An 18,107-nucleotide genomic window follows, 5' to 3' on the forward strand; every position below is an offset into this window, starting at 1 on the left:
TGCTAATGCGGTTTCTTAGAAAAATTTTCGAATTCCCACAATAATTCTGAGCTTTTCTCTCATCAAACTATTGGTTAGCCTTATCACCTGCCTGCCATAGGGTGGTCACAGCATCTTCACGAAATAAAGCCTATCCGTGCCAAGTACAGGCGTGTCAGAAAGCACAGCAAATTGTTCGAAGCCGACTGCTTGATAGAACTGTGGCGCTTGGTAGTCTTGGGTGGTAACTGTCACGGAACGACACCCCGCTTTTTTACCGTGATCGAAAAGTGCTGCCATCAATTGTTTCCCCACCCCTTGATTCTGATGGTTTGGATCAACTGCAAACAATTGAATATGAATCGTATTACCTGTCCGTTTCCCAATCAACCCACCAAGTTGATCGTGATTGTCAAAAAATGCAAATGAAAGCTGCTCTTGATCGGAAAAGGCACTCACTGCCTCTGTTTTTTTCGTTGAATAATTGAGCCATTGACAGATCGCCTGACGATTGTCTTCTGTGTTAATCGTTTCTATCATTAATTTTTCACTCCTAAAAACCTTTCTTTGTTTCCTCTTATACTTTAAGCTATACTTATAGTCAGACACAAGTATTTGTGATCCTAGGAGGTTTTAGCATGAAAATCATTGGTTTAGTGACAGGACCCGTTCAAGAAAATTGTTACCTTATTTGGAAAGAAGATTTTTTGTTGATTATTGATCCTGGAGCAGAAGCAGCGAGATTGATCGCTGAGATCGAAAAAACAGGCGCAAAACCAGCAGCGATTTTATTGACCCACACTCATTATGACCATATCGGCGCAGTTGACCATTTGCGGGATTATTATCAGATCCCCGTTTACGTTAGTCCACTTGAGCAAGAATGGCTAAGTGATCCTATGAAAAACCTTTCTGGTCGTCATCCTGAATTAGGAACCATCACCGCACGTCCAGCAGAATTCGAGCTAGAATTGAAAGAGTACGAGATAGCTGGCATGTCCTTTAAGGTTGTTGCAACCCCAGGTCATTCCATTGGCAGCGTCAGTTTTATTTTTGACAAGTTTGTCGTTTCTGGAGACGCCTTATTTAAAGGCAGCATCGGTCGGACCGATCTACCAACTGGCAACCTTGAGCAATTGCTGACCAGCATCCAAACGCAACTTTTTGTTTTACCGAATCAGATGGCCGTTTATCCTGGCCACGGGGAACCAACAACAATCGAGATTGAGAAACGGACCAATCCGTTTTTTAACGCATAAACGAATGACGAACCAAAGGAGGAATTACTACTTATGGCAAAAACGGAATTGTATGTCGTGCGTCACGGGAAAACCATGTTCAACACATTGCAGCGTGTGCAAGGCTGGTGCGACACCCCATTGACTCGTACTGGTGAACAAGGCATCCATTATTTAGGACTCGGGTTACGAGATGTGGATTTTGTGGAAGCAGTATCCAGTGACAGCGGCCGCGCGATCGAAACGATGCGTCTGATACTGGGTGAACATGTCAGAGGACCAGAGATCCCTTATCATATCGACAAACGGATTCGTGAATGGTGCTTTGGCTCACTTGAAGGTGCCTATGATGCAGAAATGTGGGGCGTTCTGCCACGGATTCTTGACTTTCCTGATTACGATGATATGATTGCCAATCATGTCTCGTTTGAGGCGATCGCCAATGCGATCTACCACGCAGATACAGCCAATTGGGCGGAAACCTTTGATGTGTTGACCGAACGTGTCAAAACAGGGTTTGAAGATATCGCCTACCGCGTTGAGAAAAAAGGCGGCGGCAATGCGCTAGTTGTGTCTCACGGCTTAACGATCGCTTTTCTTTTGCATCTGATCAATGATGAGAACAATGTTCGCATGGATATTGAAAATGGCTCGGTCACTCGACTGATCTACGAAGATGGCAGCTTTACGATTGCTGAAGTGGGCAATACCGATTACATCAAAAAAGGCTTAGCACTCTCTCAAGAACTTTTATCCTAAGAGAAACCTTTGGCAGTTGATCAATTTCTTTAAGAAAGGAGCAGTTTTTGTTTTAAAAACTGCCCCCTTTTTTTAGGAAAAAGATTGGTATTCGAATCAGGAAACGGTATACTAAGAGTTGTATTTTGTCATAGAAAGGACTGAACCAATGTTTTTTACAAATTTCATAAAAGCGATTTTATTTGGGATCATTGAAGGGATCACGGAATGGCTGCCAATCAGCAGCACGGGTCACTTGATTCTAGCCGATGAATTTATCGGGTTGAATGTTACTCCTGAGTTTATGACGATGTTCAATGTTGTCATACAACTGGGCGCGATTTTAGCAGTCGTCTACTTATATTTCCATAAACTAAACCCTTTTTCACCGAAGAAAAATGAGTTAGAGAAAAAAGATACATGGACGTTATGGTTTAAAGTCGTCGTGGCGGTCTTGCCATCGGTTATTATCGGATTACCGTTAGATGATTGGTTAGATGCGCACTTCTACAACTTTTTCTCCGTTTCGATCGTCTTGATCGTTTACGGGATCGGCTTTATCGTGGTAGAAAAACGCAACAAAAATAAAGCACCAAAATGTACCGATTTGAACAAGTTCACCTACAAAGCGGCATTGATCGTAGGAATGTTCCAAGTATTGGCATTGATCCCAGGAACTTCTCGTTCTGGTGCTACTATCTTAGGTGCTATCATGATCGGCGCTTCTCGTTATGTTGCTGCTGAATTTTCATTTTTCTTAGGTATTCCCACCATGTTTGGTGCCAGTGCCTTGAAAATCTTCAAGTTTTTGAAAGATGGCAATGCCTTTGATTTCCAAGGAACCGTCATCTTATTGACAGGAACCATCGTGTCATTCATCGTTTCGATCATCGCGATCCGTTTCTTGATGAACTACATCAAACGGAATGATTTTACCGTATTTGGATGGTATCGCATCGTTTTAGGAATCATTTTGATCGGCTATTGGCTGATCCAATTATAAGCAAAAAGAGCAACTCTTGGGCAGGTAACTGCCGCAATAGTTGCTCTTTTTTTCGTTTGAATGCTCTCTAGTTCCTCACGTGTTTTTGATCACCATACCATCGATAATATCAACCGCACTTTCGGTGTCGTTGATAATCGATTCAAAGCGATCATAAATATCTTTCCATTTAATGATTTCCAGCACTTCTTTTTCATCCGTAAACAACGCTTTTTTCATTTTTGAATACAAAAGATCTGCTTCTGATTCAATCGTATTTACATCGTTGATCATTTGACGCAATGTTTTTGAATTTTTGAACTTCGGAAACTCTTTTAATGCTGTTTCGACCCCCTGTGTCGCTTGAACGATCATTTCAGCAAATAAGTTCGTCTCGGGGCGGATCTTCGTAATGACCAAATTCTCAAATAAATAAGTCAATCCCATAATGCCATCCAAAATATCATCTAAGCGCTCAGAGATGACCAGGATGTCTTCGCGATCGATCGGTGTGATAAATGAGTCGTACAACTCATTCGTTAGCTCAGCGATCACCTGATCGCCTTCCTTTTCTAATCCATGAATCTCAGCTGCCGCTTCACTTAACGCTGTTTCAGAGTAATCATTGATCAACAGCGAAAAACGTTTCGCAGCTAGATGGCCATTTGTTGCCAACTGCTCCATTGCCGCAAAATAATCAAATCCTTTTTTTCGTGCCATTACTTTCTCTCCTCACAAAATTAGCAATAAAATTTTCACCATTAGAAACGCTATCAACCCACAACCAGGAAACGTTAAAATCCAAGCATAGATCATTTCTTTCACGATGCGCCAATCAACGCTAGAAAAACGTCGAGAAGCCCCTACCCCCATGATGGCAGTCGTTTTTGTATGGGTCGTTGAAACTGGGATACCAAATACGGAAGACAAGAACAAACAGATCGCAGCGGTAACATCTGCAGAAAAGCCCTGGTATTTTTCCAGTTTTACCATATCCATCCCTACTGATTTGATGATTTTCATTCCACCGACAGAAGTACCGATCCCCATGGTCAAGGAACAAAGAACCATCACCCAGAGTGGAATCGAAAAGCCATTGCCGGTCTTTTCAGCAAGATTGTTGTAGAAAAGCCCTAACATGAAGACACCCATAAATTTTTGGCCATCTTGTGCACCATGTAAGAACGCATTGGCACCAGCCGCAATGGCTTGACCAACTGTAAAAATTTTGTTGGCTTTTCGCCGTTGGGTATCGCGAAAGAGCCATACGATCAGTTTCGTGATCAGAAAGCCACCAATGAAACCCATCAACGTAGAAACGACAAGACCGATCAAAACTTTCAGCCACTCCTCGCCATTGACTGCATGTAACCCACCAAGGGCCATGGCTGCACCAGTCAGTCCTGCGATCAACGCGTGGGATTCACTGGTTGGGATCCCAAAATACCAAGCTGCGACCGTCCAAACAACAATTGAAAACAAGGCAGCGGCCAATGCGATCTGTGAGACTCGAAAACTCCCGCCTGAATCAAAAGTCACAATGTTGCTGATGGTTTCTGCAACTTGCGCATTAAAATACGTCATCACTAGCACACCTAAGAAATTCATGACAACTGCCATGCCAATGGCGATATTCGGACGTAAGACTCTCGTGGAGACAGCGGTTGCAATAGCATTCGGCGCATCCGTCCAGCCGTTGACGAAAATCACCCCTAATGACAACACAATCGTTAGAAACAAAGCGATATTCACATAGATTCCCCCATTTAAAAATTCCGAAGTAATCATAGCATAGAAAGCTGTTTCTGTGTAAACTTTTTATAACTATTCAGTAAAAAATGTGTAAAGAAGCATTTTTAAAATCCATAAAGCAAAAAATAGCACGGCCAAAAAACAAATTTTTGTGTTAAGTAAAATTTCTTTACAACTTTTATTGCAATCACTCTTGGCATTAGGTATAATGACTAGTGTTGATTTATACGTTTTCTAAACGTAATTGAACTTTTTTTTCGGAGGTGAAATACATGCCAAACATTGAATCTGCAATCAAACGTGTTCGCACAAGCGAAGCGGCTAATGCTAAGAATTCATCTCAAGTAAGCACAATGCGTACAGCAATCAAAAAATTTGATCAAGCTGTTGAAGCTGGTGCTGATAACGTAGATGCGTTATATAAAGATGCTGTTAAAGCAATCGATATGGCTGAGACTAAAGGATTGATCCACAAGAACAAAGCTAGTCGCGACAAATCTCGTTTAAGTAAAAAAATTGCAAAATAAGCAAATTAAGAAAGGCGCAGCAATCATCGATTGCTGCGCCTTTCTTTTTGACTTACTGTTTGCCATGTTTTAAAACAAATAGCTGGAACAAATACTCTTTGTCCATCTGACCACTTTTCACTAAGTAATCATTTTCGATCAATTCACTATATAGTGCCGCTAATTGCTTTTCTCCAAACCCCCGAGCTTGCTGCATCGCTAACTTCACTCGGTACGGATGAATCCCCAACGTTTCTGCGATATTGGCTTGCTGGTAGCCAATTTTCATCAAAATCGCCGCCTGTAACAGCAGACGGACTTGGCTGATCAAGATAGCATTGATCTTGATCGTCTCTTCCCCTTGCAATAATAGATCGTCATACAAGCGCAACGCATCCGATACGTTCCCCTTTAAGACATCGCTGGTTAATTCAAAGACATTGTGTTCCAACGTCTTAGGGATCAACTGCAAGACGATCTCTTTCGTAATTTTATTGCCATTTCCTGCATACAGCCGTAGTTTCTGTAACTCCTGCATCGCTTTTGATAGGTGCAGATCCGTTAACCGTAAAAACAAATCAAACGCCTCTCGGCTCATTTCGATGCCATCATTGGCCAACGACTGTTGGAGATACTGACGCACGTCGGCTTCTTTCATAGGTGCGACATCAATCACAACTGCGGCTTTCTTCAACTGCTTAGTAATTTTTTTCCGTTCATCTAATTTATCGACATCTGCAAAAATCACCATTACCGATGATTCCAATGGGTCTTTGATATAATTCAAAAAATCATCTAGGTCATGCTCAGGTGCATTGCTCTTTTTTTCAGCCGTTAAGAAAAATGGCCGCTCAACGAACAGTAATCGCTGATCGCCAAAAAAAGGCAACGATTGGGCTTCTTGGATCACCATATCAAGGGGATCTTTCTCCATGTCAAAGGAAGCAAAATTCAGATCATCTTTCCCAACGGAAAAACGCTCCAAAAAGGCCGTGCGAACTTGCTCTTGTAAAAACATTTCACTGCCGATGACCAGATAAATCGATTGCAACTCCTTGGTTCGAATTGCTTGCAACGCTTTTTGTAATTCCATCGTTCCCCCCGCTTTCATTCTTATCCTACCATTAGTCAATCGGATAGTCTAGCAGCGTTTTTATCAAAAATGATTGTTGTTTTTCAGACCAAATAAATTGGATCATGCCCTGCTGATCGGTTCGCAAAACGGTCTGATTTGCCAATGTTTCAAGCACCTCTTCATGAGGATGCCCGTACCGATTGTTCCGTCCACTTGAAACGATCCCGAATTGGGGATCGATTGCCGCAACAAACTCAGGTGCCGTCGAGGTTCGACTGCCATGATGCCCTAGTTTCAATACATCAACTTTTAAATTCGGATAATCATGAATCAACTTTTTTTCCCCTGCTTGTTCGAGATCGCCAGTAAACAAAAATGTTTTATCCCCTACCTTGGTTTTAATCACCATCGAATCTTCGTTTTGTCCTGCACCTGATTCTGGTGCCAATACTTGCAACTGAAGGAAATCACCCACCACTTGGCCAACCGTCGTCCAAACAACGCTTGTCTGCTTAGGCAGTTCGTTTAAAAGCTTGGCGATGCGGTGATCTTGTTCACTTCCTGGTACAAGATATAACGTTTCAACAGGGATCGCCTTCATCAATGCTAGCGCATCTCCCATATGGTCCGTGTCCCCGTGAGTTAGAAACAAACCAGTAATCTTCCTGACTCCTTCCCCTTTCAAAAAAGGAATCAATGTAGATTCCGCGGCAGCTTGTCGTTTGCGCTCTTGCCAGTTTTCTTTCGGAAAAGATAGAGAACCTCCAGTATCGATCACATAAACTTCGCGATTTTTTTCTGCCTGTAAAACGATACTATCGCCTTGACCAACGTCGACATAACTAATGGTGGGTAAAACGCGATTCTGTTGAAAGACCATTGGTACAACAAGCGAAAAACAGATCACCAGCAGCCACCGTTTCTTTTGGTAACAGAGCAGGCCAAGCAAACAACAACTAGCTGCCAATCCTGCAGGAAGGGCACCCACCGTTATCGATACGCCTCCTACAGCGCCCACGACAACTTCCATAAGTAATAAAAGCTCTTCAAAAAGCGCAATCAGCCCACTGATGGTTGGGAAAAGCGTCCCAGCAATGAACATTAAGAAACAGGCTGGCAGCAAAACCAATTGAAAAAACGGTAAAAAGACAAACGTCAAAAAGCCCCCAAATAATGGAAATTCATAAAAGAGCGAGACAATGACAGGCGCAGCTAGCACCGTGAGGAACTGACTGCGCCAAAACCACGTCAATTTGATCGGTCGCTGCATCATTATCAGGAAGGTCATCAAAAGACTTAGTTGCCCCGATGTTTGAAGCAATACTTTGGGATCAACGAATAAAAGAGCCGTTAAGACGATCCCATAATGATCACTTGCCGATAGCCGTTGTTGATAAAGAGTGGTCACTTGAGTAACCGACAATGCCAAGACAGCACGCCAGACACTAATGCCGCCGCCACAAATCCCAATTACGACCAAGAAAAAGACCCCCATTGGCAACAGCATTTCTTTTTGCGTAAACCCCAATCGGCAGAAGCATCCGCGAAACCACTTGAAAAATAAGACGACATGCATTCCTGAGATCGTAAAGAAATGCAATAAGCCACTAGCACGATACATTTGACGTACTTCTTGAAAGTCATGGTCTTTAAAACCAAAGAGCAACGCATTGATATAGGCTGCTGAGCGTTCAGGAAAGATTCGTTGCACAGAAGAAATAACCTCTGCTCGAATTTTTGCAAGCGAAAAGCCTGAGTCTGCTGCTTCCATTCCTACAACTTGCTCGATATGGACTGTGCCAATTATTGATCGACTGGCTAGATAGGCAGAATAGTCAAACCCGTGGCGGTTTCGTGGTTTTTCAGGAAGAGAGAAAAATCCTTTCACCAGCAGCTTTCTTCCCCAATCGGATCGATCCTGCCATTGCTGTTTTTCAGTCTCTGAAGAAATCGTGTAACGACCAATCACTTTACCTGTGGAAGATTTTGCTTCAAACGTAAGCAGATCGCCATTGATTTTGATCGTGTCTGGCAACACATTGACTACCCCTTCATACTCACCTTCTTGTATGTTTCCAGTCCGAGAAAGACAGACGCGGACACTTAACAGCAACAGTCCGACAAAACAAATCATGCACAAAAATGCTTGTCGTCTTAAGACAAGCATCCCAAAATAATAAAGTGCAATGAGTCCCAGTAAGATGGACTGCACATAGTAAGCAGTCACCGAACAAGCAAAAATAATACTAAGAAATAAAAATGAATCAGTTCTCTTTTGTTGGTTGTGCATCATTCAGCACACCAAATGAAAGTTTTTCAAAATACACCGGATCAAGTTCAACTTGGTGGACGGAAGCACCTACTTGTTGAATCAATTCCATTGCATACTGATTGTTACGATAGTCATTCAAATAATGGATCGTTTTGACCCCTGCTTGCAAAATTGCTTTCGTACAGGGAAGGCAAGGGAAATGCGTCACATAGATTTCCGCATTGTCTGTTGACACCCCTAATTTTGCACATTGCAATAAGGCATTCATTTCTGCATGAATCGTCCGAATACAATGGTCATCGACAACATAACAGCCATCGTCGATGCAGTGTACATCGCCACTGACTGACCCATTGTAGCCTCCAGCGATGATTCGGCGATCTTTGACTAATGTAGCGCCGACTTCAAGTCGGGAACACGTACTGCGTAAAGAAAGTAAAACAGCTTGCGCCATAAAATACTGGTCCCAAGGGATTCTCGTATTGCTCATTCATTTGCTCCTTTGCGATTGATTAGTTCTATTCTAATCGAATTTCTTGAATTTTCAACCGTCATTTCTTAGTATTTCTTACTTTTATTTGGTTCAGTCCGTCACTGTAATCATCTCTTTCAAGGACTCAAAGGTCTTCTCTCCGATGCCTGTGATCTTTTTTAGGTCATCAATCTGTTTAAAAAAGCCATATTCTTCGCGGTAAGCGATGATTGCTTCTGCTTTTTTGGCACCCACACCTGGCAGTTCTTGCAGTTGCTGCGCATTGGCTTGATTCAGATTGATTTGTGTCACTGCTGTCTGACTGCCACCTACTCCTGAAGCATTCATCTCCGTAAACGCTTGATCCTCTTTATGCGGGACGATCACCATCTGTTGATCTTGCAGCACCTTTGCTAAGTTTATGACTGTTTCTAACGCCTCTTCTGTCAGACCACCTGCTTGTTCGATCAATTCATACATCCGCGCACCTGATTTTAAACGATAAATGCCCGGTTGGTGCACTTCTCCTTTGACATCGATAACGATCTCATACTCTTCATCGTGAAGACCATCTTCTTGAAGGATTCCACCTTCCCCCATTTCAGACGATTGACCTGCTGCATCTGCCATTGATTGCCAGTTTGTTTCTTTGTTTTGCGAGAACGGTACAAACCAGATGATCAGCAAAACCATCAAAACAGCACCACCAACTGCAAATCGCCAATAGTCTTTGAGCAGCTTCCATTGATCCATTTTCACCACCTCATAGATGAAATACGCAAAAAATAGAAAACGACAGAAAAAAGTCAACACTTTCCACGTGTCGACTTTTTCACTAGCTAAGAAGTAATCGTATATATACAGGTAACTTTCTGTTGGCTCCCCTCATCCTCTATTTTCTCGCTGACTTTTCTAAAACCTTTCATCTGACTGATTTCATAGCCACATGTTCGTGGCAACTCCACCGTTAAGCGAACGGTACGATCAGTCTTTTCCCAGCTTAAAGTTACTAATCCAAACGTACTTTGTAAGGAGCCTTTGACATGAGCTACAGGTACATCGAAGGCTGGTTGTATCAGTATCCCAGCGCTTGTCATCTGAATGCCTAATAAATGACGAACAAACCAATACCCATAAGAAGCAAACATGGCATGATTCAACGAACCCTCGTAAGTGGCTGAATGTTGCGGCGTTGGAAAATGTTCCATCAAAGTGCCGTTTCCACTTGCCAGCATTGCTGCATAACTAGGCGGAGATTTCCTCGTTAACCAATTAAAAATAACATCATTATAGCCAGCTTCAGCCAGCAGCTGATAACTCCATGCCATCCCGAAGATGCCGAAAGAGAAAATACCCTCTTGCTGCTTGATCCGTTGTACTAATTTTGGCAAGATTTGTTTTTTTTCACTGAGTCCTGTTTTCATTGCAAAGATCATGCTAGACAAGGTACCCGCGCCGTATTGCTCATTTCCTTTAGAAAACTGCTGTTTGATTTGCTGTGTCGTGTACTGGATCGCTGCTGTCACTCGCTGACAATAGTCCTCGTTACCAATGATCCTCAAGTCGATCAATTCTTGGTAACGCTGTAGTAAAAGCAGATACATGCAGGCAGAGCAAAAGGACTGATCTGGCGAAGTAATGACCCCGTTTTGCTGAGTTTCATCAATTGCTCCCCAATCACCGAGGCAGCACTGGGCGATATAATCAAAATCAAAAGCGAGTAAATAGTTGAGGTGCCGTTCCAACTGTGGACGCAGCTTGGCAACCGCTGCTTGTTTCCCATAGGTCTTGACCAATGCCAAAGCAAGCTCTGGAACTACCAATTGCCACCCTAACGCACCACCACCATTTGATGGACCATTTGTCATGATTCCTACAAATGGCGCAGTTGCAGTCATTCCACCATCCGGTCGTTGGTCGTTGGCAAAATCCCACAACACTTTTTCCAACAACGGCTCAATCGCCAGACCTGCCATCTGTGTTGGCAATAAAGCGACGATGTCTCCGCCATATCCGAACCGCTCACGGGTGCAGTCCTCAAAATACGAGTGGATGTTGTTCAACCGCGTGGCTTGGCCAACCGCCCATAACTCATTTAAGAAGGGATCGGAGGTTTCAAGGGTTACCAACGATTTCACATCCGTATGCAGGCGATAGGCTTTGATTGCGCCTACATTCGCTTGAAGGTTGTTAGCAGGTTTCGTCTCGATCAACGCATAGCGAAAGGAATGATACGTGTAGCGGTTTTCAAAAACGAACGTCCTCGCTGCCGTTTTCTCAATGATGTCTCGTTGAACGATGGGATCATCTGGCTGCTTCCCTTCATAGGGATCGTATATGCCATAAGTTCCACTGATCGTAGACGTATAATCTGGGTTGCCTTGCTCATCTAATGTTTCTGCATAGCTGATTCTGATCTGACCAATGAAATCTTTCTCAAGTGTACAAGCAAATTGACCGCTGATGATTTGACCGAAGTCAATAAGCAGTCCCGCTGCAGTTTCGGTCATTTTTTGGGGAACGATCGATTGTGTGCGCTTGATTTTAGGAATAAAGCTTGGCTTAAAACGTCCCGCGGGACCAGCAATTTGTACCGTTTTTCCTTCTGGACGAGGATCAGGTACATCGGTAACGATTTCTCCTATATAAAGATTGTTTTGCAAATAAGGCCCAAAACTACTCTGCCACTGATTGTCTGAGTAAATGTAGCGATTCTCTCCTCCGTCATTTAACTGAAGCTCCCCCCAGAAACATGGTTTACCGATCGCTAGTTGTTTGCGGATGTTATACCGACCTAAAATCTCAATCGGAGCAGGGTTGTACCAGCCATTCGCAAGTTCAACTTCGATCCGATTGACTCCCACCTGTAAAAAATCAGTTAACTCATAAGTATCATAGTAGACGACTCGATCATAGTTCGTTACATCACTGTTTAAATAAACATCTGATACCGTTTTTCCGTTAACAGACAAGCGATAAAAACCAAGCCCGCAGCAATCGATCACTGCATAGGAAGGACACTTTTCCAGTGTGAAGGAGCGGGACAAGCAGCTATTTTTCTCTTCTGAAAAATAAAACCGTTCTTTTTTAATTGGATCATCTAAGCGAGTGATCCACTTGCCCATGGTTTCTTTAGGTTGCTCACGCTTTTCTATCGTGAAAAACACACTGCTGTAAACGGTGACATCGTTTCCTGCTCCTACTGTCAATTTGACTTGATATTTTTTTCGCTGCGGATGCTGTGGTAAGTGGACCGCCATTTTATTCTCAGAAGCGGCTATGTTGGAAACGTCATACACTGCTTGCTGCTGTTCATTGAAGAGTTGCAATCGATAGCCTTGGTGATTGGTCATCGACCACTCAATAAGGACCGGATCATTTAAATCCACTGTTAATGGCTTTGTCTTCCCGTTGATGGTTATCGTTTCTTTCATAGGCTGCTCCTTTCGTGGGTTATTGTGCTTCTTCAATACAGATCTGCTTATCAGCAACTTTGATAAATGGCAACCAAATCACCGTTGCGATCACGATCAAGACGATTTGTAGCAATGCGCCCATGATACTACCAGTGACAAAATAGCCGCTAATGATCGGCGGAGTCGTCCAAGGAATTTGTGCAAGCCCTGTTGGGATCGGGACTAACCCGAAATAAAAGGCAAAGTAAGCGACGATCGTTGTGACGGCATTCGCAAAAACAAAGGGAATGAGAAAACTGAAATTCAACATTAACGGTATCCCGAACAACGCTGGTTCACCGATATTGAAAATATAAGGAACACTAGCAATTTTTCCAACCTCTTTGTACTGTTTGCTTTTTGCTACGATCAAAATAGCAATGATCGCACCGACGACCCCAATCGAGGCAAAATGATTCCGAAAGCTCATACTGATAATATTCGTTGGAATCTCTCCCGCCACTGATGCCACACGATTTTGATCTTCAAGGACTTGATGGATTGGGTCCATCACTGCTTGAATGATCGAAGTTCCATGAAGGCCAAAAAACCACAAGAATTGCTCGAAAATTTTCACAACGACCATTCCAACTAGGGAGCCACCTAACATAGTTAATGGAATCCCAAGGGTCCCATTGATCAACGTCATGGCATCACTGTTAAATAAGGCTTCGATGATGAGTCGGATGACCCAAATCGTCGTGATGACAAGAAAAGATGGAATCACCGATTCGAATGGACCAGAAACAGCTGGTGGTACCGCTGCTGGCATTTTGATTTTGATTCCTTTGCCCTCAATTTTTTTATAAAGAACTGTACTAAAAATACCGACAATAATCGCTAAAAACATCGATTGCGCGCTAACGCGGTTGATATCTAAAAAAGTCCCTGCTTCCATTGCATCCAACGGTGTTAATAGTAAAAAGGAAACAAAAGCAGTTAAGACACATTGCAAAACATTTGTTTCAAGTTTTTCTGCCAGAGATTTTGCGAGGGAAATGACAACTAGCAAACCACCGATTGCGAGTGTGGCATTGTTGACATAGAGCAATTTCTCTTGCCAGACACTAGCATCTTCTGTTCGCAACACCATAGTAATAAAATCGGTCACTTGTTGGATCGGAAAAAAAGCAATAATTAAAAAGATCGACGCAATAAAGGTGAATGGCATGTATGCTAACATTGCATCCCTAACTGAAGTAATATAAATATTCCCATTGACTTTACTTGCAAATGGACCAAGGGTACTTTGGATCTTATCCCCTAATGATGGTTTGTCGTGGTTCATGGTGATTCCCCATTTCTTTCGAATTTGCTGGTACTATTGACTATTATTATCATCCGGATTATGATAATTGATAACGCTACCATACAAGTATTATATACTATCTCTACCTGTCTTCAATGACGATACTCTACTATTTCATTGACTATTTTTTACCTAAGGAGAAAGCGATGGATAAACAAAACATTCTGCAGCAGTTACAACAATTGACGACTACCGAAGAAATAGCCCTTAAAAAGACGCAAACCCTTCCATACAATTATGAGGATTTCAAGAAAGTCTACACTGAGAAAAATGAGCCAATTTACCAATATACCTTCGAAAAACACCTTTCTCGTCTCATACGAAAACGACCGCAGGATAGCGGATTTCTTAAGACAAGCCAGCTCTTGATTTTAAAACATGCACGCTTTTCATCTACGCCACTACATCAGCATGATTTTATCGAAATGAATTATGTTTTTTCTGGAACAGTCACGATCATGATCAATGAGAAGAAAGTGATCCTAAAGGCAGGTGATTTTTGCTTACTAGATACTGGGGTGATCCACCAAATTATCGAAACAAATCAAGACGACATTGTTATTAACTTTTTGATCAGCAAAGAGTACTTTTCCACGCAGATGCTCAGTCGGTTAGCATCCAATAGCATGATCGCCGATTTTGCCATCAATGCGTTATCTGAAAGCCAAAAGCACAATCAATATCTAGTGTTTGAAACGAGTAACAACGACTATTTGATTGATGCGATTTTCGGGGTCTTGGCCCAGTTCTTCAATCCCTCCTTCGGTTCTCATGAAGTCATTCATTCCTATATGATCATTATTTTTTCCGAACTCGTTCGTAACTTCCAGGAAAAACAACGGATCGAGTCACAAAACAGTGACCAATTGTACCTCGGAGAAGTGTTGGACTATCTGGAGAAACATTTCGCTACTTGCACACTAGCTTCGGTTGCGGAGACATTTGGATACAACCCGAGCTATTTGAGTCGCCGTATCAGTCAGCAGCTTGGTCGATCCTTTGTGACGATCCTTCAAGAATTAAAACTCAATCAAGCCAGTTTATTGTTGAGAAACTCCTCCCTACCTGTGGAACAAATCGCACACCAAGTCGGCTATAAAAATGTCTCATTCTTCTATAAGCTGTTTCAAAAGAAGTATCAGTGCTCCCCTCATGCCTACCGTCAAAACTAAATAATACTGCTGCACACCATTTTATCGACAAAAAAACACTGCTCACTTGATGCTGCTAACGCAGCAATCTCAAATGAGCAGTGTTTTTTAACTAATCAGTTTCACGCAATTCAGGAATTTACGACGCCGATCCTCGGTGATACAACGTTGTATAATATGGCTGTTCGCTGGTATCGATCGCAATACCGATCCCGAGAAATTGATACTCATCGTTTAGAATCGTTGCCCGATGTCCCTCTGAATTCATTAAACCTTGATGGGCGTAAATACTGCTGGCCTGGCCAAATGCCAAATTCTCCCCTGCAGCAGTGAAGCTGATCCCGTCTTCTTGCATCCGATTAAATGGAGTCGATCCATCTAACCCGATATGGTCAAAGTATCGATGTTCTGCCATATCTTGGCTATGCTTCACGGCAGTCTCACTGGTTGCTTCGCTGAAACCAAGGGGTGACAAACCAAATTTCACTCGGGTGGCATTCGTTAATTCAAATAACTGTGTTCGTAAACCGCTTAAAATGGCGGCTTGATTTTGGCGAAAATCATTCGCATGGCGTGTTTCTAGGGAGCGATTGATGATTTGGATCGCAGTCACTGTATCTTCGGCATGAACATCATAGAAAAAAGTAATCAATTGATCGTCTTGCAAGAACAGATCATAGTCGGCATCCGAATCGATGCGATACCGTCGTGATCCTCGTTGTAGACTTTCTTGACGCGTCCCCATCTGATTACGAACGCTTGCTTTTGAAGACCCGATACCTAGCGTGTCATCGATAAGAATCGTATCTTGATTCGTATAGATCCCTTGCGCAATATCATGTTCATCGTACATCACCATCATGAAGTTACGAAAATCATCGTGATAGGAAGTCCAGTTCAGTCCATACCGATTCGCTGATTCATTGATCGCTTCCCCAAAGGTTTCTTCGATCACTTGTCGTGATTCATTATATAAATATGTCTGGGCAGGCGTTTCTGCCGCTGGCCTTGCTGAAGTGTCTTGTGAAAGAGAAAATTGGGACGAGAGAGATTGAGTGATCTCGTTGAGTCGGGCATCACGAAATGCCAAGCGCCCGTCTTGCCATGTGATCATCTGGCTTGCAAAATAAAGAAGCCCGATGAGAAAAATGCTTTTGATCAAGAATTTTATTTTTTTCATATGACACCTCCGTCAATGAATCTTTATGTGTTAGCTTTAGCGCGATCGTTTATCCATTCATTCATCCCTAGATTGGATCGCTGATGCACCCTTCCTGTCTTTTCTAAAGACTATCATTCCTGTGGGAAGTTGACCAGCTGCATCATGAAATTTCTTAGATGATCTAGGTCTTTTTAAGCTCCTGTTAAGAAACTTTTTTTACTCACGAAAACTTTGCAGCGCCATCGAACGCTCCATCAAGGGATTGGCGATTTTAGCTAATGTATGTCGATCGTATTCTTCTGGTCGCTTGATAGTGAGGTAAAGAATAAACTGTGGATCATCCGTTGGGTAGATGGAGACCGCCGAATAAATATAATCAAACTCTCCCGTCATGTAGCCTTGACCATTCTCATTGGCGATCTGAGCAGTCCCAGTTTTGACAGAAATCTCATGGTTCGTCAGTTGGTATACATCATAAGCGGTGCCATAACGTTCATCCGTCACTACATCGGTCATGTATTCCAATACAGCATCAGCTGCTGCTTGTGAAATAGGCTGGGAAACGACTTCTGGAAAAACTTGGGTCTCTTCCCCTACTCGCCGAATCAATTGCGGACGTATCATCTCGCCACCATTGGCAAATGCACTAAATAGCTGCATCATCTGCATCTGATTGACGCCGATCGCATGGCCATAGGAACTCATGGCATAATCCACCCGATTTCTTGAAGGTAAGATACCTGGCACTTCCCCAGGAAGCTCACTTCCTGTAACTTTCCCTAGTCCAAAATCAGTTAAATACTGTGCCCAATTATCAAAACCGATCCGTTGCTGAAGTCGAACCATCCCAGTGTTGCTTGACCAAGCTAACGCTTGCCGCATCGTCAACTCACCATTTGCTCCTGAGTCGTGGTCATTGATGACTCGATCTTCAATCTGCATACTCACAGGATTGTAGCGTTCCGTCGGATCAAAAACGCCTTCATCAATAGCGGCCGCAACGGTTGCCAGCTTCAAGGTCGAACCAGGTTCATACATCTCTTCCGTAAAAAGATTACGCCAAATAAAGTGTTCATCCGCAATTCCTTCTTGGGTCTCTGGATGAAAACTAGGTCTTTGAGCCATCGTTAAAATCTCCCCAGTTTTCGCATCCATCAATAAAGCCGTTAGATTTTCTGGTCGTGTTTGTTCCATAACTTCATCCATCACTGATTCAGTGAATAACTGCAGATGAGCATCTAATGTCGTCCAAACATCATTCCCATCTACTCCTTCTTCTACGGTTTGATTGGTTGCGGGAACAGGATTCCCTGAAGCATTGACTTGAAAGGACTCTCGCCCATTTTGATTCTTCAAAAAGTCGTTCAGTACATATTCTAATCCAGAAACTCCGACTCGGATCTCTTCATCATCTGACGTTGTCCCTATCAAATGTGAAGAAAAGATACCATTCGGATAACTGCGACTTGAACGAGCATCGAAATAGATACCATTGATTCCAGCTGCATCAAACGCCGCTTCGATTTGATTTCGAGTAGTCACACTTAGACCACTGCCAACATTGCCAAATTCCACTTGAAAGACAGGCGGATCTGTTTGATTCGCACCATCTGACAAGATTGACAAAACTTGCTCGTTAGAAATAGGTAAATACTCCGAAAGAATCGCTGCGGTCTCCTCAAAGCGCGCTCTGTCTAGATACATGGGTCGTCCATTATCAATGTAATCTTCAGAAAGAACCGCTCGAACAGTATAGGAAAGAATATCCTGTGCGATCACTGTCCCCTGCCGATCAAAAATCGCCCCTCGACTTGTTTCGATCGATCTTGAACTATAATACAAATTTTCTATTCTTTCAGACAAAGAGACGCCTGCGATCACGCCGACTTGAACAATGTAAATCAAACGTGCAGAAAACCCTATAAAAAGCGCAAGACTGATTATGTATAACCAATGACCAACTAGCTTACGATTTTTCTTTGCTTTTTTCTTTCTCACCATATGATAGTCATACAT

The 18,107-nt window shown here is 42.8% G+C and carries 16 protein-coding genes; 5 read left to right on the forward strand and 11 right to left on the reverse strand.

Annotated features, from left to right (window positions below; all coding sequences use genetic code 11):
- Positions 1–105: 105 nt before the first annotated feature.
- Positions 106–519, reverse strand: coding sequence for a GNAT family N-acetyltransferase (locus ACTW1R_RS09180; protein WP_153884065.1), 414 nt, complete (start codon positions 517–519; stop codon positions 106–108).
- Positions 520–617: 98 nt separating this feature from the next.
- Between ACTW1R_RS09180 and ACTW1R_RS09185 the strand changes: the two genes are divergently transcribed.
- The 3 genes from ACTW1R_RS09185 (at position 618) to ACTW1R_RS09195 (ending at position 2,958) form a co-directional block, all read left to right on the forward strand.
- Positions 618–1,238, forward strand: coding sequence for an MBL fold metallo-hydrolase (locus tag ACTW1R_RS09185; protein WP_005230178.1), 621 nt, complete (start codon positions 618–620; stop codon positions 1,236–1,238).
- A gap of 33 nt (positions 1,239–1,271) precedes the next feature.
- Complete coding sequence (locus ACTW1R_RS09190) at positions 1,272–1,976, forward strand: histidine phosphatase family protein (RefSeq protein ID WP_005230175.1); 705 nt, start codon at positions 1,272–1,274, stop codon at positions 1,974–1,976.
- Between the two features lie 148 nt (positions 1,977–2,124).
- A complete protein-coding gene (locus ACTW1R_RS09195; protein ID WP_118215873.1) occupies positions 2,125–2,958 on the forward strand; it encodes an undecaprenyl-diphosphate phosphatase in 834 nt (277 codons plus the stop codon).
- 75 nt (positions 2,959–3,033) lie between these two features.
- Here ACTW1R_RS09195 and ACTW1R_RS09200 read toward each other — a convergent pair whose 3' ends face one another.
- Both ACTW1R_RS09200 and ACTW1R_RS09205 read right to left on the reverse strand, forming a co-directional pair.
- Complete coding sequence (locus ACTW1R_RS09200) at positions 3,034–3,657, reverse strand: DUF47 domain-containing protein (RefSeq protein WP_005230171.1); 624 nt, start codon at positions 3,655–3,657, stop codon at positions 3,034–3,036.
- Positions 3,658–3,669: 12 nt separating this feature from the next.
- Positions 3,670–4,725: an inorganic phosphate transporter gene (locus ACTW1R_RS09205; RefSeq protein WP_005230169.1), complete on the reverse strand. Its 1,056-nt coding sequence runs from the start codon at positions 4,723–4,725 to the stop codon at positions 3,670–3,672.
- A 236-nt stretch (positions 4,726–4,961) separates the two neighbouring features.
- Between ACTW1R_RS09205 and rpsT the strand changes: the two genes are divergently transcribed.
- Entirely contained in the window at positions 4,962–5,216 is a 255-nt protein-coding gene (rpsT, locus tag ACTW1R_RS09210; protein ID WP_005230162.1) for a 30S ribosomal protein S20, read from the forward strand.
- A 52-nt stretch (positions 5,217–5,268) separates the two neighbouring features.
- Here the strand turns inward: rpsT and holA are convergent, their stop codons facing one another.
- The 6 genes from holA to ACTW1R_RS09240 form a co-directional block, all read right to left on the reverse strand.
- On the reverse strand, positions 5,269–6,288 hold the full coding sequence (holA, locus tag ACTW1R_RS09215; protein ID WP_034869424.1) for a DNA polymerase III subunit delta: 1,020 nt from the start codon (positions 6,286–6,288) through the stop codon (positions 5,269–5,271).
- Positions 6,289–6,319: 31 nt separating this feature from the next.
- A complete protein-coding gene (locus tag ACTW1R_RS09220) occupies positions 6,320–8,563 on the reverse strand; it encodes a DNA internalization-related competence protein ComEC/Rec2 (RefSeq protein ID WP_325816346.1) in 2,244 nt (747 codons plus the stop codon).
- Positions 8,535–9,032, reverse strand: coding sequence for a ComE operon protein 2 (locus ACTW1R_RS09225; RefSeq protein ID WP_005230159.1), 498 nt, complete (start codon positions 9,030–9,032; stop codon positions 8,535–8,537). Before ACTW1R_RS09225 ends, ACTW1R_RS09220 begins: the two co-directional genes overlap by 29 nt.
- A 93-nt stretch (positions 9,033–9,125) precedes the next feature.
- Complete coding sequence (locus tag ACTW1R_RS09230; RefSeq protein WP_271814594.1) at positions 9,126–9,767, reverse strand: helix-hairpin-helix domain-containing protein; 642 nt, start codon at positions 9,765–9,767, stop codon at positions 9,126–9,128.
- Positions 9,768–9,853: 86 nt separating this feature from the next.
- Positions 9,854–12,448: a family 78 glycoside hydrolase catalytic domain gene (locus ACTW1R_RS09235; protein ID WP_271814593.1), complete on the reverse strand. Its 2,595-nt coding sequence runs from the start codon at positions 12,446–12,448 to the stop codon at positions 9,854–9,856.
- 19 nt (positions 12,449–12,467) lie between these two features.
- Positions 12,468–13,757 (reverse strand): PTS sugar transporter subunit IIC, encoded by a 1,290-nt coding sequence (locus ACTW1R_RS09240; protein WP_270290284.1) that lies wholly within the window; start codon positions 13,755–13,757, stop codon positions 12,468–12,470.
- A 167-nt stretch (positions 13,758–13,924) separates the two neighbouring features.
- Here ACTW1R_RS09240 and ACTW1R_RS09245 point away from each other — a divergent pair, with 167 nt between their 5' ends.
- Positions 13,925–14,950 (forward strand): AraC family transcriptional regulator, encoded by a 1,026-nt coding sequence (locus ACTW1R_RS09245; protein WP_010749643.1) that lies wholly within the window; start codon positions 13,925–13,927, stop codon positions 14,948–14,950.
- A gap of 118 nt (positions 14,951–15,068) precedes the next feature.
- On the opposite strand, the gene ACTW1R_RS09250 is transcribed toward ACTW1R_RS09245, so the two are convergent.
- Together ACTW1R_RS09250 and ACTW1R_RS09255 are read right to left on the reverse strand one after the other, a co-directional pair.
- Entirely contained in the window at positions 15,069–16,109 is a 1,041-nt protein-coding gene (locus ACTW1R_RS09250) for a CAP domain-containing protein (protein ID WP_270290283.1), read from the reverse strand.
- A 198-nt stretch (positions 16,110–16,307) separates the two neighbouring features.
- Positions 16,308–18,107, reverse strand: a complete 1,800-nt coding sequence (locus ACTW1R_RS09255; RefSeq protein ID WP_128432644.1) for a penicillin-binding transpeptidase domain-containing protein — start codon at positions 18,105–18,107, stop codon at positions 16,308–16,310.

Source organism: Enterococcus sp. R12 (genome assembly GCF_058135755.1).